Here is a 26,933-nt window from a genome sequence, read left to right on the forward strand (position 1 = left end):
CATGGGACAGCCACTCGAAACCTACCGCAAGAAACGCGATTTCACCCTGACCAGCGAGCCGAGGGGCAAGTCTGCACGGGCGAAAGGTGATCTTTTCGTCGTGCAGAAACATGATGCGCGCAGGCTGCATTATGACTTTCGCCTCGAAATGGACGGCGTCCTGAAAAGCTGGGCCGTGACGCGGGGCCCAAGCCTCGTTCCCGGCGAAAAGCGCCTTGCGGTGCATGTCGAGGATCATCCTCTCGAATATGCGGGCTTCGAAGGCACGATACCCAAGGGCGAATATGGCGGCGGCACGGTAATCGTCTGGGATACGGGGCGTTGGAAATCCACCGGCGATGCACATAAGCAATACAAGAAAGGGCATCTGGAGTTTGAACTCACCGGAGAAAAACTCAAAGGGCGATGGCATCTGGTCCGTATGCACGGAAAGCCGGGCGAGAAGCGGGAGAATTGGCTTCTCATCAAGGGAGAGGATGATTTCGCCCGCGAACCCGATGAACCTGACATTCTCGAGGAAAAGCCTGAATCGGTGAAGACCGGTCGCGTGATCGCCGATGTTGAGGACGAAGAGCCGGGGTGGTCATCGAAAACCGGTCGCATCAAGAAGAAGAAGCCAGCCCCCGCAAAGAAACCTGCAGCCTCACGTCCCACGAACAGCCAGAAGCGAGCGATGCCGGATTTTATCGAGCCGGAACTCGCTACGCTCGTACCGGCTGCACCTGAAGGAGACCGCTGGCTCCACGAGATAAAGTTCGATGGCTATCGTATCCAGGCCCATGTTGCGCAGGGCGAGGTCAAGCTTTATTCGCGCAGCGGGCTGGATTGGACCGAAAAATTCGGTCAGCAGATCGTCGCCGATCTTGTAGGAACAGGCGTGGACGAAGCCATTTTCGATGGCGAGATAGTTGTCGAAAATCAGTCGGGACTGTCCGATTTTTCTGCCCTGCAGGAAGATTTGAGCGAGGGGCGGTCAGATCGTTTCACCTACTATCTCTTTGATCTTCTTCATGTGGACGGCAATGACCTTCGCCAGACACCGCTGGTTGAGCGCAAAAAGCTGCTCGAAAAACTGCTTTCCAAAGCGTCGTCCACTCTGCGTTTCAGCGAGGCTTTCGATGCCGATGGTGCGGCGGTATGGGAGAATGCGTGCGGACTTGGTCTCGAGGGGATTGTGTCGAAGCTCAAGAATGCAGCCTACAAAAGCGGACGCAGCAACGACTGGCGCAAGTCCAAATGCATTGGACGGCAGGAATTTGTAATTGCGGGCTATGTTCCTTCAACGGCAACAAGAGGGGCGATTGGCTCGCTGCTCCTGGGCGTACAGGATAAAAAGGGGCTGGTTCCGGTAGGGCGGGTTGGAACGGGCTTTTCGGTCAAGGTCGCCAAGGAACTCTACAAACGACTGTACGCCATGCGGTTGGACGAAAGCCCTTTCGCAGTGCCGTTGACAGCAGATGAAAGGCGCGGCGCGAAGTTCGTCAAGCCGCAGCTGGTGGCCGAGATCGAGTTTCGCGCCTGGACCGCCGACAAGCGATTGCGCCACGCTTCCTTCAGGGGGCTGCGTGAGGATAAGGCCGCCAGCGATGTCAGATGGGAGGAGCAAAACGTGCCAGCTCGTGTTTCCGACAAGGATACCCAGAAGATCGATGTGAAGCTTACTCATCCCGACCGGGTCTACTGGCCGGGCGAAGGTGTCACCAAGCAGGGGCTCGCCGATTATTATGCCGAGGTCTGGCCTCGCATCGAACCTTTCATCGTCAATCGCCCTTTGGCGTTGCTGCGCTGCCCGACCGGTATCGAGGGAGAATTCTTCTTTCAGAAACATGCATGGAAAGGGCTGAACGAGCATATTGTCGAAGTTCAGGACCCGAAGGACAAGGACGAGGAACCCTATATCAGCATCCGGGACTTCAATGGGCTGATCGGTCTGGTACAAGCCGGGACACTGGAAATTCACCCTTGGGGATCAACGCTCAAGAACTGGGAGCTGCCCGATACGCTGACGATGGATCTCGATCCGGGCGAAGGGGTATCCTGGCCGCGCGTGATTGAAGCTGCTACCGAGACCAGGGAACGTCTGGAAAAACTGGGATTGACGACCTTTGTCAAAACGTCCGGCGGGAAGGGCCTGCATGTGGTGGTGCCGCTGAAGCCGAAAGCTGACTGGGACACGCTGAAAAGCTTTACCAAGGCTATCGCCGACCAGATGGCTGCGGACAGCTCGGATCGTTATGTATCCACGATTTCCAAGGCCAAGCGCAAAGGCAAGATTCTTATCGATTATCTGCGCAATCAGCGCGGCATGACGGCCGTAGCCCCTTATTCTCCCCGCGCACGTCCCGGTGCCGGAGTTTCCATGCCGCTCGCCTGGGAGGAAGTCACTCCGGCAATTGGCCCTGCGCATTTTACCATTCTCAACACGCCGACCCGGCTGGCTGCGCTGAAAAGCGATCCCTGGCAGGATTTTCGCAGCGCGGAAACGCCGCTGCCGAAAATGAAGAAGCAAGGCGGGTGACGTCTAAGGGATGAAACGCGGCGGCCTTAGGATTTTTTGCCTACGATTTCTTGCCTTCCTTGGCGAGACTCTTGCGCAACGCGTCCATGATATTGATCACATTCCCCCCGCTTGCCGGTTCCGTCTTCCGGGATTTCGGACTTGTTGCCGGTTTCTTCTTCTTTTTGGCAGTGATCATGGACTGAAGGTTTTTCTGTACAGGGTCCTGAAGGAAGTCCGGGTTCCAGTCTTCCGTCTTGTCCTTGATGAGCTTGCGGACCATCGAAAGCAGCTTCGTGTCCAGTTTGCCTTCCTCAATCGCTGAAAAATAGTCGTCGGCATTGCGCACTTCATCGCCGAAACGCAATGTCCACAGGACAATTCCCGGACCCCGCGGTTCGAGCAGCACGGCTCTCTCACGCCGGTACATGACGAGGCGGGCGAGACCGGAGACCGAGCTTTTTTCCATCGCCTCCCGAATGACCGAAAAGGCTTCCTGGCCCACCTTGTCGGAAGGAGCGAGATAATGCGGCTTGTCGTACCAGATCCAGCCGATGCTGTCGCGCGGCACGAACTTGTCGATGTCGATCGTTCTGGTGCTCTCTAGCGCCACGGCCTCAAGCTCATCCTCCTCAAGGACGATATAGCTGCCATCCTCCTTCTCGAACCCCCTGACCTCGTCGTCGTCGCGCACGGGCTTGTGCGTGACCGAATCCACATATCGGCTTATCACCCGGTTCCCGGTCTCGGCATTGAGGGTGTGAAAGCGCACTTTCTCGCTTTCGCTGGTCGCAGGCGTCAGTTCCACCGCACAGGTGACGAGCGAAAGTTTGAGATAACCTTTCCAGAAACTGTGGGGCACGATCTGATCCTCCGGAGAACAGGATAACCGGCTGGCGGCCAGATGGTTCCGGACCGGATTTGTACAAGCCGGGAACCAGTCGAGGCTCATCGTGGTTATCCGGCTGGAAGAATAAGATCGGGGTTTCCCATTGCTTGAAAAATCTCCCACCATGCCGCGAGTTGAAACGGAGGTCGCTCGGAACGGGTTGCTTCATATCAGCGACGCCGCGCCGGGTATCAAACGCCTGCGTTGCGGGACGGGGTTTCGATACGTCCGCTTTGACAGAAAGACGATCACCGATGCGGATCGGGACAGGATCGTCCGGCTTGCCATTCCGCCGGCATGGACCGATGTCTGGATATGCTGCGATGAACGTGGACATATTCAGGCCACGGGCCGCGATGCGCGCGGAAGAAAGCAGTATCGTTATCATCCGTCATGGATGGCGATGCAGGACGAAACGAAATTCTCGAGCCTGCCGGATTTCGCTCGCGCCCTCAGCCGGCTGCGCAAGGCTGTCGATGCCGATATGCGACGGCGCTCGCTCTGTCGTGAAAAAGTTGTCGCCACCGTCATCTGGCTGATGGACCGGCTGCTGCTGCGTGTCGGAAATCCCGACTATGCGCGCAGCAACAACAGTTTCGGCGCAACCACGCTGCGCAACCGGCATCTGCGCGATGATGGCACGGGCCTGCGGCTGGTCTTCACCGGGAAGTCGGGCAAAATGTGGAGCCTGAAACTTTCCGACAAGCGGATCGCCCGTATTGTTCGCTCCATACAGGAACTGCCGGGACAGCAGCTGTTTCAATATGTCGATGATGCAGGAAACCGCTGTGCGGTTACTTCGCAGGATATCAACGACTACCTGCGAACGATCATGCAGGCTGACTTTACGTCCAAGCATTTCCGGACATGGGCTGCAACGGCAGCAGCGCTGGAGGCGCTTTGCTGCATTGAGCTGCCTGACAGTGAGAGTGGAAAAAAGCGGACGCTGAACGGTGAAATCGACAAGGTTGCGCAACGGCTCGGCAATACGAGGGCGGTGTGCAGGCAGTCCTATATCCATCCCGCCGTTCCCGAACACTGGCTGGCCGGTGGGTTGGCATCAGAGGTAGAGGCGGCTTCGGCCATCCGGCTGATGGCTCCCGAACTGAACAGTGCGGAACGACGCACCTTGAAGTGGCTGCTTTCCCTTGAGAAGGCACATCCATGACGCGCTCGGCCTGCCGCGTCGGGCTGGCGTCAAACCAGAATGCCGGACGTTGAAGCTGCCCGTTGGAAAGCGAGCCTTGCATCTTCTGTACTGGTAATGTCGTGCGAGCACAGAAGGCAGGCTTTGATAGCGGCCCCGAGGCTGTTCAGTTCAAACCGGTTCCATTGGGATAACAATATGTTCTCCGCATCCGCTACCGTTCGTACTGACTGCGTGATGCCGTCGGCAATTTCGATGATGACGGCGTCATCCCAGTGCACCTGTTCCATGGCGGGCTCCTTCATGCAATGAACCCGGCAGAAGTATGAAAGTTCCGTAATTTGCCGCTTTTATCGATATTGGCAGGGTTTTTCTCAAGGCGAACGGTACTTGATATTTTAAATAAGAGACTTGTTTATTTCTGCGATAAAGCTAATTTTCATCAGAGTTTCTTGGTTGCGGAAGAAGAAATTCAATCATTGCTATAAGGAGGGAATATTCATGACCTCGATAAAGCAGCGTATGATTCAATTCGCGTTGATGTTGGGGCTTGTTTCCCTTGGCTCCATTGATGTTTCAAATGCCCAGTTCCTGGACTCTTTCAGGCCGCGAAATACAGTAACGGCAGACGTCATTACCCGGACGCCGGTCGGCACCCGTGTCGAGCTTACGGGGTCGATCAAAAGCAATGTCCGAAGAGCCGAGTATGTTTTTCAGGACCGCACCGGAAGAACGAGGGTCCGGATTGAGCGGGAAGTCTGGCGCGGACGAGAAATAAGCACAAGGAATGTAATCGAAATCCGGGGCCGCGTCGAAAACGACGTCAGGGGCAGGTTCATCGACGTATATTATTTCAAGGTCATCAAATAGCTGCCTTCAACGGTGCCTCATGCAGGAGCTGCCATGTTTAGAATGGGTGGGAAGTATCAGCATTTTGTTCACGGCAACGGCTGCGGTTGCTCCAACCCGATATTGCAGCAGGTTTCCCGGCGGCTGGATCGGCTGTCCCGAAGGCATTTCCTGACGGGCGTGGCAGCGGCAGTCGGCGCAACGATGGTTGCGGATCGCTCCGTCGCGCAATCAGCGAAGGTTTTGCTGACGCGGGCAAGGCTTTTCGACGGCAAGGCGGATACGCTGAAGTCTGGGGTACAGGTTCTGGTCGAAGGCAATCGCATTGCGGCTGTCGATATGTCGAACAGCGCTCCGCCCGATGGAGCGACGGTCATCGATTGCGGCGACCGTGTGCTGATGCCGGGGCTGATCGATGCGCACTGGCATGCCATATATGCGGCGGTGCCGCTTCCGGTTCTGCTGGAAGGTGATCTTGGTATTATTTTCGCCGCATCGACGGCGGAGGCGGAAAGAACGCTTCTGCGCGGCTTCACGACGGTGCGCGATATGGGCGGGCCGACTTTCTCGTTCAAGCGCGCGATCGATACCGGCATTATCAGCGGGCCGCGTATCTTTCCGGCAGGCGCGATGATAACGACGACCGGTGGCCACGGCGATCTCCGGTTGCCCACGGAAATACCGCGTGATGGCGGCAAGCTCAGCACCAGCGAGTTGATGGGCGCTTCGGCCATAGTCGATGATGCAGGCAGCTTGAAACTTCGTGTGCGCGAACAATTGTTGCAGGGCGCATCGCAGATCAAGATCGTTGCTGGCGGCGGCGTGTCCTCGCCGCGCAGTCCGCTGGATATGTCCACATTCAGCGAAGACGAGATACGCGCTGCGGTCGATGTGGCAAGGGACTGGAACACCTATGTCACGGTTCATGCCTATGCGCCGAATACAGTCCAGCGATCCATACGTGCGGGTGTTTCCTGTGTTGAACACGCGCATCTGATGGACGAGGAAACCGCGCGGATGATTGCGGAAAAAAATGTCTGGTTGAGCACCCAGCCTTTCCTGACGATGGACGATGCTGCATCGCAGACAGGCCCCGGTGCCGAACGAATTCAGCAGCTTTTCGCAGGTACGCCGCGAATTTATGAATTTATCCGTAAATACGGGATCAAGACCGCCTGGGGTTCCGACGTTCTGTTTTCCCCCGAATTGACCCCGCGCCAGAATTTCATGCTGACTCACTTGAGCCGTTGGTACTCGAATGCAGAGGTGCTTCGTGCGGCCACATCGGTCAATGCCGAACTTCTCGCGCTTTCCAATCTGCGCAATCCCTATCCCGGCAAGCTCGGTCTTATAGAGCACGGTGCTTTTGCCGATCTTCTGGTGCTGAACGAGAATCCGCTCGACGACATTCATGTGCTGGAAAAGCCGGAAGAAACGCTGGCGATCATCATGAAGGATGGGCAGATTCACAAGAATACCCTGAAATCATAAGCTCGTTTCGTCCTCGGGTCAGGGAGGTCCTATGCTGAAAGCTGGCAATGCAGCCCTGATCCTGATCGCGGGATGCGTGCTGATTGCAATGCTCCATTATGGCAGCGCGGTCTTTGCGCCGGTCGTTTTCGCGCTGTTCATCATCATGCTCGTCTGGCCGATCCAGCGGGCACTTTCGTTGATCATGCCGCGCTATGTTGCATTGGCGATCACTTTTCTTCTGGTCGTCTGTCTTCTGCTCGGTTTTGGATGGCTGATCGCCTGGACAGTCGGGCAGGTGGGACGCCGGATAGTGATCGACGCAGTGCGATACCAGTTGCTCTATGAACAGCTCAGAACCTGGCTCGACGGGCATGGGATTGCCGCATCGGTCCTGTTGTCGGAGAATTTCAGCGTCAGCTGGACTTTGCGAACGCTCCAGACGATAGGAAGCCGCCTCAACAATACGTTCAGCTTCTGGATCGTGGCGCTGGTCTATGTACTGTTGGGGCTGGCGGAAACCGAGGAGTTCGGGGCGCGGATCAGGCAGTTGAAAGATCAGGCGGCTGCGACCGCGTTTCTGCGCGCCAGCCGGTCGGCAGCAGCCAAAATCCGGTTCTACATGGTGCTCAGGGCGCTGATGAGCATTGCGACGGGTTCCTTCGTCTGGCTCCTGACCTGGCTGGTCGGTCTGCCATTTGCCGAAACGTGGGGATTTGTAGCGTTCATTCTCAATTTCATCCCGTTTCTCGGGCCGCTGGTCGCCACCCTCTTGATTACCGCCTTTGCGTTCACGCATTTTGCCAACTGGCAGATGGCGCTCATGGTCTTTATCGGTCTGAACATCGTGCAGTCCGTCATTGGAAGCGTGATCGAGCCCCGGCTGACGGGAAAGACGATTTCCCTGTCCCCCTTCGCAACGCTCTTTTCCGTTTTCGCATGGGGTTCCCTGTGGGGCGTCTTCGGAGCGTTCATCGGCGTACCGATCACTATCGTTGCCCTGACTTTCTGCGCGCAATACTCCGCCACGAGCTGGTTTGCGGAAATATTCGGCTTTTCTCGCGAGCAGCTTTGAAAGTTGTGGGATAGAAATTGCTATCCGGCACCCGTCCCATATCTTGACCTTTCAAGATGCGGCCTATGTATTCTGCGGTAAAGCGCATCATCCAAATGGGAAGGATATTTCGATGAGAATGATCCTGTACAGCGTCGTGACGATGGCCGTAATAGGAGCCACCGCCAGCGGGTGCACGACAGATGAACGAAGAACAGCCGGCTATGGTCTCGGCGGCGCCGCTATTGGCGGTCTTGCCGGAGCGGCCATCGGTGGCGATACACGCGGCGCGCTGACCGGCGCAGCTATCGGTGCAGCAGCAGGCACGCTGGTGGGCGTCGCCCAGACCCGCAACGGTGTGCAGTACTGCCGTTATCGCGATCGCCACGGCCGCGTTTTTGAAGCACGCTGCCGCTAGAGCATATCTCCCGAAAGCGGGAACCGGAAATACTCCAGAACGCTATGAAACACTGATTTCCGGATCCGCCCTTGAGGGGACAAGGATGCTGCGCGGTCGCTCCGGCACCGTGCATCCGTTATGGAGCGCCTCTTGATCCGATTGCATCAAAAGGCGCTCCAAAAGACTGTTTGAATGGCATTTTTTCCCGAACCGTGTCGCCTGATCTTGTGGTGTCCGCATGGACCGCCAGACAGACATTGGCGAAGCGGTTTGGCTTGTGAGTTTGTGGTTCTTTGTTACTTGGAGGGAAACATGAAACTGCATTCATTAACCGCTATTCTTGCATTCACCGCCTTCTTTTCCGTCGCAACCGTTGCCGAGACTGTTCCCGCATTCAGCCAGAGCCGCTCGGCTACCGTAGGCGTGCGGATCAACAACGGTCACAGAATACGTTGCTCCGATGGCGTCAGACTCCTCAGGATGCGCGGCTTCCGCAATGTTCGCGCCCTGGATTGCCGCGGCAGCCACTTTCTTTACCGGGGTGACAGGCAGCGCAGAACCTACGACGTCACGGTTCGGGCCAGAGACGGCAGAATAACCAATGTTCGCCCTGTGAGATGGCGTCGCTGATCCTTGCGGCGTCATCATTTTTGGTTATCAAGAAAGGAACACTGCTGTGTCGGAACTGGTCGTTATTGGGTTTGATACCGTCGGAGAGGCGGACGCCGTGCTTTTGAAGCTCAACCAGCTTCAAAAGGAATATCTCGTCGATCTCGAAGACGCTGTGATCGTCGTTCGTGACGAACAAGGCAAGGTTCATCTCAAACAGAAGTACAATATGCTCGCCATGGGCGCAGGGTCGGGATTGCTTTCCGGTGCGATATGGGGCGGACTGGTCGGGCTTATATTCCTCAACCCGCTTGCCGGCATGGCTCTTGGCGGGGCGGTGGGAGCCGGGGCAGGAGCCTTGTCGGGTTCGCTCGCCGACTACGGGATCGATGACAAGTTCATCGTGTCGCTTGGTGAGACAATTCCGGAAAACTCGTCGGCCCTGTTTGTCCTCCTGCGCAAGATTCAGTGGGACAGGGTCATGGCGGATTTCCCTGACCTGCGGGGCAGGGTGTTGAAAACATCCTTGTCTGTTGAGCAGGAAAAACGCCTGAAGGAAGCGCTGGAAGGAGCGTTGCCGGCAACCTCGTAACATGGCGCTGCCGAGACCCGTCTTGACAGCATTTTGCAGTCAGGTGGAAACGCCCGACGCGGAAGAAATGCGAAAAGACAATCAGGTAGAGCGGAAGGGCGAACCCATGTGAGCGCATTCGGTTCTATCGAGCGAGGGCGTGAATTGAAGCAGGTTTTCATCCTCGCACTTGTTTTGCTTGCCACCGCGGGATGCGCCGGTAACAGGGCTGTCACCGGGCTGGGAAGGGATGTGGCGGGCGAGACCCATTCCGGCGCGGTGGTTCCCTTCGCTGTTGCGACGGTTCGGGAGCGTATAGACGATCCAGCTATTGCCTATTCCCGCGACAGATCCCAAACGCTGAAACTCTCGACCATAGACGTCCATATTCCTGAAATGCACCGTCCGGGAAATGTTGAAACATCATCGGTGAACCCCGATCCCCGCCGACATTTCATGGCGTCAAACTATGTGCCGTTGCCGGACCGGCGCGCAATGGTCGCCGAGCTGAACCGGCGTCTGGCGAACCGCCCCGCCGCGCAACGCGAAATATTCATTTTCGTCCACGGCTATAACAACAACTTTGCCGAAGGACTGTTTCGCAATGCGCAGATTGTTCACGACTATGGCGTCACATCGGTGCCGGTTCATTTTTCGTGGGCATCCGCCGCGTCGTTTACGCGATACCTGTATGACCGGGACAGCGCCATCATTGCGCGCAGGGGATTGGCGGAAACGTTAGCGCTGGCGGCGCAGACCAAAGCCAACGGCATCGTCATCGTCGGCCATTCCATGGGCGCGGTGGCCGTCATGGAAGCCTTGCGAACGCTATCTGGCGACAAGCGCCGCGACGTGCTGAAACGCATCAAGGGGGTGCTTCTTGCTGCCCCCGATCTCGATCCCGATCTTTTCCGCAGCCAGATTGACGATATCGATTATCTGCCCCAGCCCTTTACGATCATCGTATCCCGGCGCGACCGGGCGCTGGACCTCTCCCGCAGGTTGGCCGGTGGAGCGCCGCGGGTCGGCAGTGGATTCGACATCGCTTTCCTGCAGAACAAGAATATTCAGGTTCTTGATATTTCCGAAGTCGACAGCGGCGGCCACAGCCTGTTTGCAAGTTCAAATACGCTGATCAAGTTTCTGGGCTCGGGCCATCTGCTGCGCAGGCTTATCACGGACGAATATGCAGGCATGGACGATACATTCCTCGCAGCGGGCCAGGGTACTTTCGAGCAGGCCTCGCTGGCTCTTCACCTGCCTGCACGTGTGATTGACCGATTGGCTACCCGCTAGAGAAGATAATGCGGGGAAACAAATAGTTAGAGCGTTCTATTGTCCAGCGAAAATGCGGATTGCTCAAAAAATGAACACGCTCGCATCCGTCATGACCCTTTATCCATATGAACTCGACTATGGGTTATTTTACGGTGTTCTATTGAATCAAGTTGACGGACGTATCAATCAAGTCTCTAATTAAGCTTGTCTATGGTGATGTGCGGGGTTATCCTGCCTCAATATTGCATTCTGCCTTCGTTTTATTGCTCGACATCGATAACGCATCGAAATCTACGGGAACGCAGAGGTGGCAAGCATTCATGAGCAAGGGTTGGCATGCCGAGCTTGAACTGGGGTTCGAGCATAGTCATGAAGTGACGCGCCTGATGCGGCGCCGTCACGTTGGGCCGCTCGCGGTGCAGCAACCCTTCTATCCCGAAAAAGACGGAAGCGCACATGTCTATCTTCTTCATCCGCCCGGTGGTGTTGCGGGTGAGGATGTCCTTGATATTTCCTGTTTTCTGGGGCCGGGCTCCAAAGCCGTCCTGACGACGCCGGGCGCTACCAAGTTCTATCGCAGCGACCGGGGCCGCAGCATCCAGACCACGCGGATCAATGTGGGCGAGGGTGGCGTATGCGAATATCTCCCGCAGGAAACAATCGTTTTTGATGGCGCGAAGGCTTCCATAAGCACGCATGTCTCCCTGAGTGGAGACGCAGTTTATCTTGGGTGGGACATTGTCAGTCTCGGACGGCCCGCCTGTCGGGAGAATTTCGATGCGGGCGAGCTTCGCCAGAGGGTCGAAGTATTTCGGGACGGAAGGCCGATTTGGTTCGAGCAGTTTCGCCTTCAAGGTGCCGACCAGGCAATGAATGCGGCCTTTGCATTCTGCGCCAGGCCCATCGTCGCAACGATGGTTTATGCCGGTCCCGCGCATGAAAACACACTTCAGCGCATTCGCGAAGCACTCGGCGATGCAGGAAAAAATCTCTTTTCGGTATCGCAGCTCGAGCGGGTGATCGTCTGTCGCTATCTCGGTGGACGCATGTCGGAAGCCAAAGCACTGTTTCGCAAAGCCTGGGAAGTCATCCGCGAAACCGGATTGGGAAAACCGGCGGCTGCACCACGCATATGGGCAACATAATGACTTTGAGAGGGCCTACAAATGGAACTATTGCCACGTGAAAAGGACAAACTTCTGATTTTCACCGCAGCACTGGTTGCGGAACGACGAAGGGCCAGAGGGCTGAAACTCAATTATCCCGAAGTCGTGGCTTTCATCTCCGCCGAAATTCTGGAGGGAGCCCGCGACGGCAAGACGGTTGCGGAACTCATGTCCTACGGAGCCACCCTGCTCACCCGCGATGAGGTGATGGAGGGCGTGCCCGAAATGATCCATGACATTCAGGTGGAAGCCACCTTTCCGGACGGTACCAAGCTTGTGACCGTTCACAATCCAATTCCGTAGAACATCTCCCGCACTGCCGGGAACGTTTGGGCTTTTGCTTTAACGCGCATCTTGAAAATATCGGGATGCGCTTGAGGAGACGATCATGATACCGGGTGAATATTTCATCGAAGACGGGACGATCGAACTCAATGACGGTCGTGAAACCCGCGTCATCGCCGTGGCGAACACTGGCGACAGGCCGATACAGGTCGGGTCGCATTATCATTTCTACGAGACGAACGAGGCTCTTGACTTCGACCGGGAACGGGCGAGGGGCTTCCGCCTCAATATTCCGGCTGGGACCGCCGTGCGGTTCGAGCCCGGGCAGGACCGTGAAGTCGAACTGGTCGCGCTGGCTGGTGACCGCGAGGTCTACGGCTTCAATGCAAAAATCAACGGGAAGCTGTAGGAGGGGGAGATGGGGACCATCTCAAGACAAGCCTATGCAGAACTCTATGGCCCGACAAAGGGCGACCGTCTGCGGCTGGCCGATACGGAACTTATCATCGAGATCGAGGACGACCGCTGCATCTATGGCGAGGAAGTGACCTTCGGCGGCGGCAAGGTTATCCGCGATGGCATGGGGCAGGGACAGAGACCTGCTGCCGAAACAGCCGATCTCGTCATCACCAATGTCATCATCCTCGACTATTGGGGCATCATCAAAGCCGATGTCGGCATCAAGAACGGCCGTATTTCGGGGATCGGCAAGGCCGGAAATCCCGATATCCAGCCGGGCGTCGATATAGTCGTCGGTCCCGCCACAGATGTCATCGCGGGCGAGGGCAAGATCCTCACCGCCGGCGGGATAGACACGCATATTCACTTCATTGCGCCGCAGCAGGCCGAGGAAGCTCTGGCCAGCGGCACCACGACGCTCGTCGGCGGCGGAACGGGGCCGACGGTCGGCACGCTCGCAACCACGGTTACACCGGGGCCATGGGCCATCCACCGCATGTTGGAAGCCGTGGAGGCGCTCCCCATCAATGTGGGACTGCTGGGCAAAGGCAATGCCAGCAAGCCCGAACCCCTCCGCGAGCAGATAAGGGCCGGAGCTGTCGGCCTGAAGCTCCACGAGGACTGGGGAACGACGCCCGCCGCCATCGATAATTGCCTGAACGTGGCCGACGAGGAGGATATCCAGGTCGCCATCCATACGGATACGCTGAACGAAAGCGGGTTCGTCAAGGATACCTTTGCCGCGATGAAGGGCAGGACCATCCATAGTTTCCATACGGAAGGCGCCGGTGGCGGTCACGCGCCCGATATCATCACGGCGGCGGGCGAAGAAAACATCCTGCCGTCTTCAACAAATCCGACGCGTCCCTACACCATCAATACAGTCGACGAACATCTCGACATGCTGATGGTCTGTCACCACCTCAGCCCGAAAATTCCCGAGGACGTGGCTTTCGCTGAATCCCGTATCCGGCGTGAAACCATCGCGGCGGAAGACATTCTCCATGATCTGGGGGTCTTCTCGATGATGTCGTCGGATTCGCAGGCCATGGGCCGCATCGGGGAAACCACTCTGCGCTGCTGGCAGACGGCCCACAAGATGAAAGTGCAGCGCGGCCCGCTCGGCGAAGACAGCAGCCGGAATGATAATTTCCGCGCCAAGCGCTATGTCGCCAAATATACGATCAACCCGGCGATCACGCACGGTTTTGCGCATGAGATAGGCTCGATTGAAGTTGGAAAGCGGGCCGATCTCGTATTGTGGAAAACCGAATTCTTCGGCGTGAAGCCAAGCCTCGTCATGATCGGCGGCATGATTGCAACGGCCCCGATGGGCGATCCCAATGCATCGATCTCAACGCCGCAGCCGGTCCATTACCGGCCGATGTATGGGGTCCTGGGGCGCGCGCTCGGTTCCACCGGCGTGACTTTCGTGTCGAAATCGGCGCTGGATGACGGCATCGGCGAAAAGCTGAAGCTCAACAAGCAGCTCGTTGCCGTGAAGGGTATCCGGAATATCCGCAAGAAAGACATGATCCACAACGGGCTGACGCCCAAACTGGAGGTCGATCCGCAGAACTATCAGGTGCGGGTGGACGGTGAATTGATCACGTGTGAACCGGCTGACGTCCTGCCGATGGCACAACGCTATTTCCTGTTCTAGAGCGCCCTCGTGTCCCTCGGGACTACGCAAGGAAGCTCTACCTGTCGAAGCTGCGCATCGTGCTTCCGAAAATCGATTTCGATTTCGGGAGCCGATGCCGTAGCGGAGGAAATAGAGCATGTCTCCCGAAGGTGGAAACCGGTCTCGGGGTAAGGACATGCGTAGAAACAAACGGATGGAGCATTTCCGACGCTTCGATTGAACGGGGAAATGCTCTGGATCAATATAGAAGGGAATACGTCCATGCAGCTCAATGCAATGCGGGATCATCCTTCTCTGGGATTTATCGACTGGACGCTGCGCGGCATCGGGCAAGTGGTGTTCCAGAACAACCCGCTATCCGGATTGGTCATTCTGTTCGCCATTCTGGTGAACTCCTGGATTTACGCGCTTGTCTGCCTGCTCGGGGTTGTGTCCAGCACGCTGACGGCAATCATCCTCAAGGCTGACAAGGGCCTCATCCGCGACGGCCTGTTCGGGTTCAACGGCGTTCTGGTCGCCCTTGCGCTGGTCGCCTTCACCAGTGAGGATTTCCGCAGCGGCGCAGTGCCGTCGCCCGCCATGACGATTTATGTCATTTGTGCCGCTGCCTTGACCACCATGGCCTTCACCAGCATCGCCGCATTGTTGGGACCGCACAAGGTCGCGCCCCTGACAATGCCCTTCGTGCTGGTCGGCTGGCTGTTTCTGTTCGCCATTCTCAAGTTCGATGCCATAGATGCGGGGCCGATGGCGAAGCCGGTTTCACCGGAGCAGTTTTCCTACGCCATCCCCTATGACCTTCCGACCTGGTACATGGGGATCGGCACGGCCATCGGGCAGATATTCTTTCAGGATAACTGGATCACCGGCTACATCATGCTTGTCGGCATCGCCATCCACTCCCGGATAAGCGCCTTCATGGGCCTTCTGGGGGCGATAATAGGAGCGGTGATCGCCGCCACCTTCGGCGGTCCGGAAGGGGCCATTCGTGACGGGCTTTTCGGCTATAACGCGGCGTTGACGGCAATGGCGCTGGGCGGCTTCTTCCTTGTTTTCAACTGGAGCAGCTTCCTCTACGCCGTCTTCGGCGCCGTCGTGTCCACCTGGGTCTGGGCCTCGGTCGCGATATTCCTGAAACCGATTGGAATGCCGGTGCTGACCTCGACATTCGTGATCGTCACCTGGATCATGCTGATCGGCCAGTATGCTTTCAAGGCTCTGGTGCCGGTTGCTCCGGCGGATGCGACCACGGCGGAAGAAAATCTCAAACGATACAGGCAAACGCTCCGGTCACGACCGGAATAGGCGGCTGTATTGTGTTTCGTGCCAGGCGCTGGCCATGGCCAGCGCGGGTGCCGTGTTGCCGATTTCATCGTCATTCAGCGTGCGGGCCTTTTCGACGGCGCGCTCGATCTTCGCTGCGCCGGCGATAAGTATCCTCTGGCCTGCCGTATGACCGAGCGGCACGAGACGGATTGCGGCCATGATCTGGCTTTCAACCACGCTCCACATAAGGCCGCGCAGGGCATCGACGGGCGCGATATTCCAGTGACACGCTGCAATCGCAAAGGCCGCCGGATAGGTCGCGCGCTGGTCCGAAGCGAAGCTGCGGGCCCGCTCGACACCGAGTTCCGACAGCAATGTGAGCAGGGACTCGCCCATCCGGCGGTCCTCCAGTTCAAGTTCACTGCTTTCGCGGCTTGCTCCAAGCCAGTCGTTCAGACGATGGAATTCGGCCTCATTGTCCTGCATCAACGCCGAAACCATTCGCCAGAAAATAGCGCCGTCAAGCGCGGCGTAGCTATGTTCCAGAAGGCCGAATACCCATCCGGCACAGCTTTCCTCATTCGTGACCGTTCCCGAATGGACGGCCCATTCGAGGCCGCGTGAATAGGAAAAAGCACCCACGGGCTGGCTGGGACTGACCAGCCGCATGAGGTGCAGCATGGGCAGCGCCGGAGAATGCACGGGCATTTCCGGCACCGGCCCATCGTTTGGCATTTCAGGTTCAGTATTTCTCTTCGAATGATCCAGCAAGATGACGCTCACATCATCCTGCCATCAGGTAAAGTCCGCTGAGGGCCGCAAAGCCGCCAGCCACTCGCATTGCCATCTGCCCGCCGGATCCCTGCAGCGCGCGTCCGGCTGCAAGCCCTACGCCAATGCCCGCCGCGTGAAGCAATGCGGTCGCAAGCGCAAAACCGGCACCATAGGAAAGAAACGCAGCGCCGCCGATTTCTCCGCCATGCGCATAGCCATGGAAAAATGCGAAGAACCCGACGATAAGTGCAGCAGCCGGGGTCGATGCACGGAATGCCACGGCCACGAGAAGGCCGAGCACGATAACGGATGCGAGGATGACGGGTTCCACATAGGGGATCGGCACGCCGCTGAGAGCGGCTACGAAGCCCAGCAGCATGACGCCCACGAAACTCAACGGAACGGCGATGAGCGCGCGCCCGCCAAGCATGGAGGCCCAAAGACCGACGGCGACCATGGCAAGTATGTGATCGGCGCCGGACAGGGGATGAGTAAAGCCCGCCGCAAACGAACCGTGTTCGGCGGGGTTGAGATGCGCGAATGCGGGGCTTGCCATCACTGAAAACAGTGCGGCGGCAAGAAGAAATGTCCTTTTCATTTTCGCTTCCTTTCAACAACAATGATTATGCTTAGAAGGAACCAAACACAGACCCGAGCACGAAGACGACAGCGAGCGATATGATCACACCGACAATCACGGTCATGACCATGTCGAAATAGCTTGATGCGTGGGTCTGCTTGCTGATCTGCAGGAGCAGAAGCACCGTACCGTTATGAGGCAGAGCGTCCAGCGTGCCAGCGCTGAGCACGGTGAGGCGGTGCATGAGGTCGGGGCTTATCCCATACTGGATCGCAAGTCGCATATATTCATCGCCCAGCGCGTTGAGCGCTATGGCCATGCCGCCGGATGCGGTCCCGGTGAGAGCCGCGAGAGCATTCATGGCGACAATCAATGAGACGAGAGGACCGCCCGGCACCTCAAGCGCCGCATCCCGAACCACGGTAAAGGCGGGCATGGCGGCCACGACCGCACCAAAGCCGACGAGGCTTGCTATGGTGAGGATCGGCAGGACCGAGGAGTTGGCCCCGGCGTCGAGGCTTTCCCGGATTGCCCGCAGCCGGTTGAAATTGACCACCAACAACGTCACGATGGCCGCTGCCAGCGCAATAAGGACAGCCCACAAGCCGATCGAAGAACCGACGTCGATATTCCATGGCTCCTGCTCGAGAAACGAGAAATCGACACGGGGCAGGATAATCAGCGCCATCAGGAAATTCACGACGATGACAACGAGCAAGGGCAGGAGAGCAAAGAAGAAGGGTGGCAGCGCGGCCCGCGCGCGCTCCGTGTTCGAACTCGGCCGGGTCGAAGTCGCCCGAGAGGGTCGATTGTTCCCTGACTTTCTCTGTGATTTCGACATCGCCCGTGTCATCGACATAGTTTTCGCCCGCAGCCCGCGCCTTGGCTTCCGCGCGCTGCAGCCACCACATGCCGAAGACCAGCGTAATGATGGAGGCTATGATGCCCAGTCCCGGCGCCGCGAATGTCGTGGTTTCGAAATAGGGCATCGGAATGGCGTTGTTCGTGGAGGGCGTGCCCGGCATTGCCGACATGGTGAAGGTAAAGGCGCCAAGCCCGATGGCCGCAGGCATCAGGCGCGCCGGTATGTTGGCTGCCTTGAACATTTCCCGCGCCATGGGCACGAGAACGAAGAAGGCGACGAACACGCTGACGCCGCCATAGGTGACGACTGCCGATGCAAGCACGACGGAAAGCATCGTGCGCTTCACACCCAGTTTCTCCGTCAGATATCTTGCAATGGATGTAATGGAGCCGCTGTCATCCATCAGCTTTCCGAAAATGCCGCCAAGCAGGAAAAGCGGAAACCATCGGCTGACGAAGCTTGCCGTTCCGCCCATGAAATTCGATGTCCAGTTGGCCAGAAGGGGCTCGCCGGAGAGAAGCGCGACAAGCAGCGCCGCCACCGGCGAAAGCAGAATGACGCTCCAGCCGCGATAGGCAAACCACATGAGCAGGGCTAGTCCGAGTAGTATTCCAAGCAAACCCATGCAATCTGACCCCTCAGTCGATTTTGGAAAGAATGCGTCCGGAATTTTTCGATGAAACTACTTTAGATGAAATAATTCAAGCACTATAATAAAAATATGATATCGCACAGATGACAAGTCTTCCTAATCTGCACAAAGAATGCCTATACTGCCTCCTGTTCAGTTGAGCGGCCCTGCCTGCGCACAATCAGCTGTAATGCGGGTGTCTGGCGCAAGGGCGGACATCTCTGCTTCATGGGGCAATTGCCTGCCTGATCGCCCGAGACATAAAGGACCTGCATGACGGAAGTCGTCGCAATCCCGTCTATCATGATCAATCTCGGGCTGGCGCTTCTGCTCGGCTGCGTGATTGGTCTGGAGCGCCAGATCAAACAACGCCATTCCGGCCTTGTGACGCACGGCCTGGTGGCGCTGGGCGCTGCGGCCTATGCTTCGCTGCCCTATTCGCTCGGCCTTGGTAGCGACCTCCGAATGGGGTCGCAGGTTGTGACAGGCATCGGTTTTCTCGGCGCGGGGCTGATTATCAAGGACGGCGCGAGCATCAAGGGGCTGAGTACCGCAGCCACGGTCTGGAGCACTGGCGCGGTTGGCGTTCTGACCGGTTACGGGATGTGGCCGCTCGCCATCGAAACGGCCTTTTTCATCGTCTGCCTGAACATTTCGCTGCCAAGGATCGCGGTGCTCGTGAACCGCTATTCCTTCGTCGAACCCGAGAACGAGCAGTTTTATCTCGTGAAATTCCGGTGTCCTTCGGAAAGCGAAATTCCGGTGAGGGCGCTGCTGATCCAGACGCTCGATCTGAAGAAACTCCGCTTCCACGCGATCCGGAGCCATCACATCGAAGGAAGCAATGAGACCGAAATAGAGGCGACGCTGTTCGCGGGCAAGGAAGATGACCGGCTGGTCGAAGCGCTGGTAGCGCAGATGAGCCTGCGTTCCGGCATTACCTCAACGAGCTGGCTGAAACTGGAAGACGGCGATTGGTGATCCGCCCTCTGGTTTTATTGCAAGCGGACTATACTATTATATCGAAACATGCACATACTTTCACATTCGCAGTAACGTCCTCCTGTTGACATTGAGGGGTCCGCAATGGACATCCAGCAACTGCAATTAATGGAACGAAAGACAGTCGAACAGAGAAAATGGAAAGGTTTTCTCGGTATCGGCATTCTGCTTTTTGCGGGTGGAATACTCTGCCTGTTCTTGCCCGCAATCTCGGACTTTGCAGCCAGCACCATGTTCGGGCTGGTGCTGATGGCCATCGGCGTCGTCAAGATAATCCAGTCGCTCTGGATCAAGAGCTGGGCAGGTTTCGTCTGGCAGGAACTGTCCGGCGTGGTGGAGCTTATAGGCGGGATCATGATCTATCTGAACCCGCTCAAGGGCGCGCTCGCCATCACCCTGCTGATTGCAATCGTCGTGTTCGTCCATGGTTTCCTTCAACTGGCGCTGTCCTGGAAAATCAGGCCCGCAGGCGGCTGGTGGTGGTTTACCCTGTCCGGCCTCATTGCCTGGTCCGCCAGTGCGGCACTGGTGGCGAAATGGCCTTTGACGCGTGACCTGCCGTCCGGATCAATCGCTGGAATTGCGCTGATGATCGCGGGCGTTGCCTATATCGGAATAGCCCTGAGTACCCGAAATGCGTGAGTGATCGACCGATGCCGTCCCGGAGGGAGGACACGCAATTGAAGAAGTCTCTCGTTCGTCGTTCTGTTACCGCTGCCCTTGTAACGATGCTCTGGACCTTGCCGGTGCTGCCCGGTCTCGCCCAGCAGCCTCCGGCTGGGGGAGCGCCTCCCGTGGTCGTGCGCAAAGTGGAATTGGCGCCCGCAACCGCGCCGTTTCGTTTCAACGGGCAGGTGGAGGCGATTGAAGCGGTCGATATTCAGGCCCGGATCACGGGTTTCCTGAAGGAAAAGGCGTTTGAACAGGGATCGGCGGTCAAGGCAGGCGATCTCCTTTTCGAAATCGAGCCGGATCAGATGCAGGCGGCGGTCATGTCCGCGGAAGCACAGGTCGCGCGGGCGGAAGCCGCCCAGAATGCCGCCCGGCAAACACTCGCCCGAACGCGGACCCTCGCCAACCGGAATACCGTTTCGCAAGCCGCTCTCGATGATGCGCAGGCCGCGTTCGACATTGCCACGGCGGATGTGCGCAACGCCGAAGCCGCGCTCAACAATGCCCGGCTCAATCTCTCTTACACGCAGGTAAGATCGCCGATCGACGGGACGATAGGACGTTCGCTCTTCACAGTGGGCAATCTGGTCGGCCCGAGCATGGGGTCGCTTGCACGCATCGTGCAGCTTGATCCCGTGCGGGTTGTGTTTTCCATCCCGGACCGCGCGCTGATCGCCATTCGCCAGAAGGAAGCGGGAGGTGGCACGGTCAGCCCGGAAAGCTTCAAGGTGAGCCTGACGCTTGCCAATGGTACGCAATATGGCGAACGCGGGACCATCCAGTTCATCGACAATGAAGTGAGCGCGCAGACCGGCACAGTGGCGGTGCGGGCGCTGTTTGCCAATCCGAACCATATTCTGGTTCCGGGGCAGGTGGTTGCCGTCAATCTCATGGATGAAACGGCCGGTGAATTGCCGGTGGTCCCCATGGCGTCCGTGTTGCAGGACCGGCAGGGCAAATATGTCTACGTTCTCAACGAAGGAAACACGGTTTCCCGGCGACCCATCGTGACGGGCACACGCATCGACAATGGGTGGTCGGTCACGGATGGCCTCAAGGCCGGTGAAACGATTGTCGTCGAGGGCTTGCAGCGCATCGCAGACGGGCAGGCCGTATCTCCCCTTGACCCGATCCCCGGCAGTGCAGGGGTGGGGCAATGATTTCAGAGCTGTTCATCAGGCGAACCCGCCTCGCAATCGTCATCTCGATCATCATTTCCATCGCTGGTGCGATTGCGATCTTTTCATTGCCTATCCAGCAATATCCGCAGATCACGCCGCCGACGGTCAATGTATCGGCCTCCTATCCGGGCGCGAGCGCGGAAGTGATCGCCGATGTCGTCGGCGGACCGCTGGAAACGGCAATCAACGGTGTCGATGGCATGATGTATATGTCGTCCACCAGTTCCAATGCCGGGCAGTATTCGCTGTCCGTCACTTTTGAAGTGGGAACCGACCCTGAACTGGCGCAGATCAATGTCCAGAACCGCGCGCAGCTGGCGATCTCCCGTCTGCCCGCAGCGGTGGCACAGCAAGGCGTGTCGGTCCGGTCCCGCTCACCGGATTTCGTGTTGGGCATAGCGTTCTACTCACCGGACGACAGCCTGAACGCCCTTGAAATCACCAATTTCGCCACGACCACGATTGTCGATGCGCTGGCCCGCGTACCCGGCGTCGGCGAGGCGAATGTCGTGGGCGCGTCCGAATATTCGATGCGCGTCTGGCTCAATCCGCAGCGAATGGACGCGCTCGGCATAACGGTCGATGAGGTTTCGGCGGCGATCCAGCGCCAGAATATCCAGGCGACGCTCGGTCAGGCTGGCGCGCCGCCCATGCGCGTGGGGACCGAGCTTCAATATACGCTGGTAGCCGAGGGACGGCTTCGCGATACGGAGGAGTTTGGAAACATCGTCGTTCGTACCGGGGCCGACGGTGCGAAAGTGTTCCTGCGCGACATCGCGCGTCTGGAACTGGGCGCACGCAACTATGCTTCGAGAGCAAGTTTTGCCGGTCATGAATCGGCTATGCTGCAAATCAACCAGTCGCCCGGCGCCAATGCGATCCAGACCGCGACAGCCGTGGAGGCGGAGCTTGAACGCCTGTCATCGAGATTTCCGGCGGGGCTGCAATATCATGTCGTCTATGATGCGACACGGTTCGTCGAGGCGAGCCTGCAACTGACCACCCGAACATTGTTCGAGGCTTTCGTGATCGTGCTCGCGGTCACATTCATCTTCCTTCAGGACTGGCGGGCGACGCTGATCTCGGCGCTGGCCATACCGGTCTCCATGCTGGGTGCGGTGGCGGTGCTGTTTGCGGTCGGCTATTCGCTGAACATGATTTCGCTGCTGGCTCTCGTCCTTGCCATCGGGCTTGTGGTGGACGATGCAATCCTGGTCGTGGAAAACGTCAAGCATGTGCTGGAAGACGAGCCGGACATTCCGGTCATCGATGCGACGCGCAAGGCGATGCACCAGATCACCGGGCCGATTATTTCCACGACGCTCGTCCTGCTGGCGGTGGTCACGCCCACCGCTTTTCTGGAGGGCATCGGCGGACAGCTTTACAGGCAGTTCGCAGTCACGATCTCGTCGGCGCTGGTACTTTCCTCATTCGTGGCCCTGACGCTCAGTCCAGCGCTTGCGGCGTTTCTGCTCAGGCACGGCCAGCGCGGTTACCGCAGGGGTCCACTGGCGTGGTTCTCAAGCTCCATGGAAAAAACCCGCGAAGGCTACGGCAAGATCGTCGGCATTCTGGTGAAGCACTGGGTCATACCGGTTGCAGGCGTCGTCGCCTGTTTTGCACTGGCCTATTTCGTCTTTGTCAATCTTCCCGCAACCTTCCTGCCTGATGAAGATCAGGGCGCGCTCTTTGTCGACATACAGCTGCCGAGCGCGGCTTCGCTCGACCGCACGAACCTGATCGTCGAGAATGTGCGCAAGACGCTGAGCGAGACCGAAGGCGTTCAGGATGTCATAACGGTGGCGGGGTTCAGCATCCTGCAGTCAACGAGCACGCCCAATAGCGCCATGGCCGTTGCCGCGCTTACGCCATGGGCGGACCGCGAGACGAAGGCTTTGCAGCTCAACAGTATCGTCAACGGCCTGCGCGCTAAGTTCTCGCAGGTTCCGGGCGCAAATGTTGCCGTATTCGCGCCGCCCGCAATCGCGGGTATGGGAGCGGTTGGCGGTCTCGATTTCCGGCTGCAAGCCTTGCAGGGCCAGCCTCCGCAGGAGATCGCGCAGGTGGTTGCCTCCTTGCTGGGCTCCATCAATCAGCGTCCCGAAATCGCTGGTGCGGCAACCACTTTTAACGCGAATGTCCCGCAGATCTATGTCGATGTCGACCGTTCCCGCGCCGAAGCCCTTGGCCTCAGCGTATCGGATATATATGCGGCGATCGGTGCGAATTTCGGCTCGCGCTACGTCAATGATTTCACTCTGAACGGGCGCGTTTTCCAGGTCAACCTGCAGGCCGATTCCGACTTCCGCGCGCATAGCGAGGATATCCTCAAGCTTCACGTCCGCAACCGCAGCGGAGCCATGGTCCCGCTGCGAAGCGTTGTGTCGCTGACCACGGTTTTGGCGCCCTTCGTCATCACCCGATACAATCTTGCAGCTTCGGCGCAGGTCAACGCCGTAACCGCACCGGGTTCCAGCAGCGGGCAGGCCATGGCGGCGATGGAACAGGTCGCTTCGGAAGTCCTGCCGGAAGGCTATGGCTATGAATGGTCGGGACTATCCTTCCAGGAAAGAAGAAGCAGCGGTCAGGAGACGCTCATCTTCGCGCTTGCCTTCCTCTTTGCTTATCTCTTCCTTGTCGCCCAATACGAAAGCTGGGCCTTGCCGGCAGTCGTGATCCTGTCGCTGGGCGCCGCGCTTTTGGGGGCCGTCGCGGGTCTCACTTTCTTCGGGCTGCAGAACAGCCTCTATGTGCAGATCGCCATGGTGTTGCTGATCGGGCTTGCCGCAAAGAACGCCATCCTGATTGTGGAGTTCGCCAAGGAACAACGCGAGGCCGGTCTGACGGCGGGGGAGGCTGCCCGTGCCGGTGCCGAACAGCGTTTTCGTGCCGTCATGATGACAGCCGTTTCCTTTATCCTCGGCATTCTGCCCCTCATCCTGTCGTCGGGCGCAGGCGCTGGCGCGAGACAGGCTGTCGGCGTCACGATCTTTGGCGGGATGGTGGCCGCCACCAGTCTGGGATTGCTTCTCACCCCCGGTCTCTACTTCGTCATTCAGCGACTGGCCGAGCATCTGCCCGAGCGCCTGGGCGGGCGACCCGATGAGAAAAAGGATTCAGTTTCTGAAACCGTGCAAGAGTGAAATTTCCCACAGCTTCCGCTCCATTATTGCGATAGTGGGAACGCAACAGAAAACGAGAGCATGACCATGAAAGCCAGACAATTCTTGCAGATAGGGCTGATCGCAGCCAGTTTCGCCGTTCCCCAGGTCGCGAGCGCCGAGGGAAAGACCGAATCTGAAAGGAACCTGCAGGCTTTTCCGGCCGCGCCGTCCGGTTCCTACCGCTATGTCATCCATCTTCCGCCGCTTGAAAAGGAACAGGATGCGAAAGTGGAAATCATCGCGGGGCGCAACGCAACCGTGGACTGCAATATAAGCTGGTTCGGCGGAAGTCTGACCCCGAGTACCGTTGAAGGCTGGGGCTTCGACTATTTCACCCTCACGGCAAGCGACCGCATGTCCGGCACCCTGATGGCCTGCCCGGAAGACAGCAAGCGAACCGATTTCGTGCCGGTGCGCGGCGAGAACTTCATGCTCCGCTATAATAGCCGCCTCCCGATTGTCATCTATGCGAAGGACGGTTTCGAAATCCGCTATAGAATCTGGAAACCTTCGGAAGAAACCCACAATGCGGAGCGGGGATAGGCGTCGCGCTATCGAGTAAGTCGATCGACCCCGCTATCCCGTCATCACCCGGTAGATCGCGGGCAGAGCGAATGGCAGTTTCGACAGTCTGGCCACGAGCGCATAGTTTCTGCGGCCGAAAAGTGCGGGGAGATAGCTGCTGGCCTCGCGGTCGACCGTCACGGCAAAGACGTTGACGCCTCTGGCGCGCGCTTCTTGGACTGCCCTGCGGCTGTCCTCAAGGGCGAACCGGCCTTCATAATGATCGACATCGTTCGGCTTGCCGTCCGTCAGCACCAGCAGGAGCTTCTTGCGGTTGGGCTGTTCGGCAAGCTTTGCCGTAGAATGGCGGATGGCTGCTCCCATTCGCGTATAGAAGCCGGGTTTCAGCGCAGCAATCCGGTGTTCGACCGCCGGTCCGAAAGCTTCGTCAAAATCTTTCACTGTCTCGACCCGCACCCATGAACGGCGGCGCGAGGTGAAGGTCTGGATGGAACAGCGGTCGCCGCAGGCTGCAATGCCATTGGCCAGAACCAGAAGCGCCTCCTTTTCCACATCCAGCACGCGCCGATTGTCGATCCAGGCATCGGTGGATAGCGACACGTCCACCAGAATGGTGACCGCAAGGTCGTTGGCCTTGGGGCGGTTCATCAGGTGCACACGGTCGCTCCCCTGACCACCGGCGGCAAAGTCGCATCGCGAACGGACCACGGCATCAAGATCGAGATCATTGCCATCGAGCTGCGCCCGCATCAATTCGCGGCCCGGACGCAGGATTTCGAACTGGCGCCGCACGCGTCGTACAAGGCTCATTGCTTCATCATCGAGTTCCATTGGCACGTCACGAGCTTGCGCGGGGGTAGCCAGAACGTGGCAATGATCCTGAAGATAGCTTGCCTTGCGGTAGTCCCATTCCGGATAGGTCAGTCCGGCGGTGAGAGCCGTTCGGTCGATGGCTTCCGGCGGCAGGTCGAGGTCGAACCGGAAACGGGCAGCAGGTCTGCCCTTGCGCTCACCCAGTGTCAGATCGTCAAGCTCGTCGGCGGATTTGGCGTTCTGCTCGTCGCTATCGTCGGTTGGCCGGTCGACGCTCACCATTTCGGCCATGGCCAGGATTTTTTCGAAGCGGTTGAGAATGAACGGGCTTCTGTCGGCCAGTCTGGGGTCCTGCTTCTCGCGATTGGCGATCTGCCGTCCGGTTTCGACGCCTTCGACCTTGCTGCCGGGCACCGGCTGGTCGTCACTGTCGCGCGGGGCGGTTTCCTCGCGCCTTATCAATTCCGGCCATAGTGGGGCGGGCAGGGCAGGCAGATAGCTCGCGGGCGCGCAATGCGGAAAGATCGTGGGGAGGCTGTCGTCGGGCAGTCCCGCGCCCTGTTTCAGAAGTGCCAGAATCCGCTCTTCCACCTGTCGCTCCAGCCCATGGAGCGGGCGTTTGGGGCGTGCAGCCAGCACTGCTTCGCACAACCGCGCATAACGTTTCTGCAAGCCGGGAAATACCCGGCAAGTCTTCGCAACCGTTTCCGATGCGACAGCAAGTGATGCAAGATTGCGGCGCAGCGGATCGGTGGGAAGCTCGTTCACCTCAACCGGCATCACCGCCATGTAACCGGCAAGCCAGACGTAAAGATCGTAATTGAGCGTGCGGTCGGGAAAAAGCGCGATCTCTGGCGGCAGCATCAATGTCGCTTCATCCCGCAACGGCTGGCTGAGTTTTTCTTCACCCAGGGCCATTCGCTGCCGCAGGCCCAGCCTGTGCCCGGAGGTTCGCGCGCGGGCGGGGGCAATCTGCACGGCTACGTCGCCGCCAAAACCGCGAAAGCAGATAGCGAGCTTCTGGCGAATATCGCCAAGCTGCACGGCTTGCTCGGGATAATGCGGCCATGATCCCGTCTTGCCGATCAGGCGATGCCACGCCCGACCGACGGTTTCCTCCAGTTCCAGAAAATCCAGCATG

Annotated in this window: 23 protein-coding genes and 1 pseudogene; 18 read left to right on the top strand and 6 right to left on the bottom strand. The window is 58.2% G+C overall.

Annotated features, from left to right (window positions below):
- Nucleotide 1 precedes the first annotated feature (1 nt).
- Nucleotides 2–2,518, top strand: coding sequence for a DNA ligase D (gene ligD, locus OINT_RS04255; protein ID WP_039852521.1), 2,517 nt, complete (start codon nt 2–4; stop codon nt 2,516–2,518).
- 40 nt (nt 2,519–2,558) lie between these two features.
- Here ligD and ku read toward each other — a convergent pair whose 3' ends face one another.
- On the bottom strand, nt 2,559–3,359 hold the full coding sequence (gene ku / locus OINT_RS04260; RefSeq protein ID WP_006472824.1) for a non-homologous end joining protein Ku: 801 nt from the start codon (nt 3,357–3,359) through the stop codon (nt 2,559–2,561).
- 187 nt (nt 3,360–3,546) lie between these two features.
- Here ku and OINT_RS04265 point away from each other — a divergent pair, with 187 nt between their 5' ends.
- Complete coding sequence (locus OINT_RS04265; RefSeq protein ID WP_235691657.1) at nt 3,547–4,554, top strand: DNA topoisomerase IB; 1,008 nt, start codon at nt 3,547–3,549, stop codon at nt 4,552–4,554.
- Nucleotides 4,555–4,583: 29 nt separating this feature from the next.
- Here the strand turns inward: OINT_RS04265 and OINT_RS04270 are convergent, their stop codons facing one another.
- Nucleotides 4,584–4,823, bottom strand: a complete 240-nt coding sequence (locus OINT_RS04270; protein ID WP_006472826.1) for a DUF982 domain-containing protein — start codon at nt 4,821–4,823, stop codon at nt 4,584–4,586.
- 211 nt (nt 4,824–5,034) lie between these two features.
- Here OINT_RS04270 and OINT_RS04275 point away from each other — a divergent pair, with 211 nt between their 5' ends.
- The 11 genes from OINT_RS04275 to OINT_RS04330 all read left to right on the top strand — a co-directional run bounded on the left by OINT_RS04275 (nt 5,035) and on the right by OINT_RS04330 (nt 15,624).
- The gene (locus OINT_RS04275) at nt 5,035–5,403 is read left to right on the top strand and encodes a NirD/YgiW/YdeI family stress tolerance protein (protein WP_006472827.1); all 369 of its coding nucleotides are present in this window, start codon (nt 5,035–5,037) and stop codon (nt 5,401–5,403) included.
- Between the two features lie 33 nt (nt 5,404–5,436).
- Complete coding sequence (locus OINT_RS04280) at nt 5,437–6,873, top strand: metal-dependent hydrolase family protein (RefSeq protein ID WP_025091391.1); 1,437 nt, start codon at nt 5,437–5,439, stop codon at nt 6,871–6,873.
- Between the two features lie 31 nt (nt 6,874–6,904).
- Entirely contained in the window at nt 6,905–7,927 is a 1,023-nt protein-coding gene (locus OINT_RS04285) for an AI-2E family transporter (protein WP_006466543.1), read from the top strand.
- 112 nt (nt 7,928–8,039) lie between these two features.
- Nucleotides 8,040–8,324 carry a glycine zipper 2TM domain-containing protein gene (locus tag OINT_RS04290; protein WP_006472829.1) on the top strand — a complete coding sequence of 95 codons (285 nt, stop codon included), beginning with the start codon at nt 8,040–8,042 and terminating at the stop codon, nt 8,322–8,324.
- A gap of 658 nt (nt 8,325–8,982) precedes the next feature.
- Nucleotides 8,983–9,507: a DUF1269 domain-containing protein gene (locus OINT_RS04300; RefSeq protein ID WP_006466545.1), complete on the top strand. Its 525-nt coding sequence runs from the start codon at nt 8,983–8,985 to the stop codon at nt 9,505–9,507.
- Between the two features lie 108 nt (nt 9,508–9,615).
- Nucleotides 9,616–10,782: an alpha/beta hydrolase gene (locus OINT_RS04305; RefSeq protein WP_006472831.1), complete on the top strand. Its 1,167-nt coding sequence runs from the start codon at nt 9,616–9,618 to the stop codon at nt 10,780–10,782.
- A 302-nt stretch (nt 10,783–11,084) separates the two neighbouring features.
- Entirely contained in the window at nt 11,085–11,909 is an 825-nt protein-coding gene (locus OINT_RS04310) for an urease accessory protein UreD (RefSeq protein ID WP_006472832.1), read from the top strand.
- 21 nt (nt 11,910–11,930) lie between these two features.
- Nucleotides 11,931–12,233 (top strand): urease subunit gamma, encoded by a 303-nt coding sequence (gene ureA / locus OINT_RS04315; RefSeq protein WP_006466548.1) that lies wholly within the window; start codon nt 11,931–11,933, stop codon nt 12,231–12,233.
- A gap of 85 nt (nt 12,234–12,318) precedes the next feature.
- Entirely contained in the window at nt 12,319–12,624 is a 306-nt protein-coding gene (locus OINT_RS04320) for an urease subunit beta (protein ID WP_006466549.1), read from the top strand.
- A gap of 9 nt (nt 12,625–12,633) precedes the next feature.
- Nucleotides 12,634–14,337 (top strand): urease subunit alpha, encoded by a 1,704-nt coding sequence (ureC, locus tag OINT_RS04325; protein WP_006466550.1) that lies wholly within the window; start codon nt 12,634–12,636, stop codon nt 14,335–14,337.
- Nucleotides 14,338–14,580: 243 nt separating this feature from the next.
- Nucleotides 14,581–15,624, top strand: a complete 1,044-nt coding sequence (locus tag OINT_RS04330) for an urea transporter (protein WP_006472833.1) — start codon at nt 14,581–14,583, stop codon at nt 15,622–15,624.
- On the opposite strand, the gene OINT_RS04335 is transcribed toward OINT_RS04330, so the two are convergent.
- From OINT_RS04335 to OINT_RS04345, 3 genes and pseudogenes are all read right to left on the bottom strand, one after another.
- Nucleotides 15,610–16,320 carry an urease accessory protein UreF gene (locus OINT_RS04335; protein ID WP_152848841.1) on the bottom strand — a complete coding sequence of 237 codons (711 nt, stop codon included), beginning with the start codon at nt 16,318–16,320 and terminating at the stop codon, nt 15,610–15,612. The genes OINT_RS04330 and OINT_RS04335 overlap by 15 nt on opposite strands.
- A gap of 49 nt (nt 16,321–16,369) precedes the next feature.
- Nucleotides 16,370–16,957 (bottom strand): HupE/UreJ family protein, encoded by a 588-nt coding sequence (locus OINT_RS04340; protein WP_006466553.1) that lies wholly within the window; start codon nt 16,955–16,957, stop codon nt 16,370–16,372.
- Between the two features lie 31 nt (nt 16,958–16,988).
- Nucleotides 16,989–18,429, bottom strand: a pseudogene (locus tag OINT_RS04345) (GntP family permease).
- Nucleotides 18,430–18,708: 279 nt separating this feature from the next.
- Here OINT_RS04345 and OINT_RS04350 point away from each other — a divergent pair.
- The 5 genes from OINT_RS04350 to eco all read left to right on the top strand — a co-directional run bounded on the left by OINT_RS04350 (nt 18,709) and on the right by eco (nt 24,997).
- The gene (locus OINT_RS04350) at nt 18,709–19,416 is read left to right on the top strand and encodes an MgtC/SapB family protein (protein WP_006466554.1); all 708 of its coding nucleotides are present in this window, start codon (nt 18,709–18,711) and stop codon (nt 19,414–19,416) included.
- Nucleotides 19,417–19,545: 129 nt separating this feature from the next.
- Nucleotides 19,546–20,079, top strand: a complete 534-nt coding sequence (locus tag OINT_RS04355) for an HdeD family acid-resistance protein (protein WP_022568324.1) — start codon at nt 19,546–19,548, stop codon at nt 20,077–20,079.
- A 38-nt stretch (nt 20,080–20,117) separates the two neighbouring features.
- Nucleotides 20,118–21,269 (top strand): efflux RND transporter periplasmic adaptor subunit, encoded by a 1,152-nt coding sequence (locus tag OINT_RS04360; protein WP_006471818.1) that lies wholly within the window; start codon nt 20,118–20,120, stop codon nt 21,267–21,269.
- Nucleotides 21,266–24,433 carry an efflux RND transporter permease subunit gene (locus tag OINT_RS04365; protein ID WP_006466557.1) on the top strand — a complete coding sequence of 1,056 codons (3,168 nt, stop codon included), beginning with the start codon at nt 21,266–21,268 and terminating at the stop codon, nt 24,431–24,433. The genes OINT_RS04360 and OINT_RS04365 overlap by 4 nt, the downstream gene beginning before the upstream one ends.
- 66 nt (nt 24,434–24,499) lie before the next feature.
- On the top strand, nt 24,500–24,997 hold the full coding sequence (gene eco / locus OINT_RS04370; protein WP_235691658.1) for a serine protease inhibitor ecotin: 498 nt from the start codon (nt 24,500–24,502) through the stop codon (nt 24,995–24,997).
- A 33-nt stretch (nt 24,998–25,030) separates the two neighbouring features.
- Here eco and OINT_RS04375 read toward each other — a convergent pair whose 3' ends face one another.
- Nucleotides 25,031–26,932: a nitric oxide reductase activation protein NorD gene (locus OINT_RS04375; protein WP_006466559.1), complete on the bottom strand. Its 1,902-nt coding sequence runs from the start codon at nt 26,930–26,932 to the stop codon at nt 25,031–25,033.
- Nucleotide 26,933 lies beyond the last annotated feature (1 nt).

Origin of the sequence: Brucella intermedia LMG 3301 (assembly GCF_000182645.1) — a bacterium.
Lineage (GTDB): Bacteria > Pseudomonadota > Alphaproteobacteria > Rhizobiales > Rhizobiaceae > Brucella > Brucella intermedia.